This window comes from Pseudodesulfovibrio karagichevae (assembly GCF_041414475.1).
GTDB lineage: Bacteria > Desulfobacterota > Desulfovibrionia > Desulfovibrionales > Desulfovibrionaceae > Pseudodesulfovibrio > Pseudodesulfovibrio karagichevae.
The window spans coordinates 1-588 of the sequence record NZ_JBGLYH010000137.1 but is presented as its reverse complement, the minus strand read 5'-3'; the positions used below and the strand labels follow the sequence as shown (position 1 = coordinate 588).

At 52.2% G+C, this 588-nt stretch carries 1 protein-coding gene; it reads left to right on the top strand.

Going from position 1 to position 588, the window contains the following annotated elements:
* Positions 1-588 (top strand): site-specific integrase (locus AB6M95_RS19695; RefSeq protein ID WP_371388444.1); only part of this gene is annotated, 588 nt, incomplete at both ends.

The window sequence follows — 588 nt, the reverse complement described above, 5'->3', positions numbered from 1 at the left end:
CCGTGAACAACAACCTGACCAACATCTCATCGTTTTTGACGTGGTGCGAGGACGAGCAGCTTATTCCCACCAACCCAGCCCACCGCCTTAAAATCAAAGAAGAAAAGCCGGAAACGGAACACCGCTCCCCGTACACGACCAAGGACTTGGAAAACATCTTCAACGCGCCTCAATATGTTGACGACACATTCCTGCACCCGTCCGACTTCTGGTGCCCCCTTCTTTCCCTTTTCACGGGCGCACGGCGTGAGGAGGTATGCCAACTCCACGTTGAAGATGTCCGACAGGAGGAAGGGTTATGGGTTCTGGACATCAACAAGGAAAAGAATGTTCATGGGTTCGCCAACAAGAAGCTGAAAAACCCAAGTGCCAAACGCCTTCTCCCGCTTCATCCCTTCCTAGTTGAAACGCTGCGCTTCCCGGAATTTGCCCGACAACAGGCCCAAAAGGGACACCTGCGAATCTTTCCCGAACTCGTCAAGATCAACACGAACTACGGCCACAAACTCGGCGAAAGGTTCAGTGAATTCAGGAAAACCATCGAACTTGAGGAAGCAGAAGGGGTCAAGGATTTTCACAGCTTGCGGC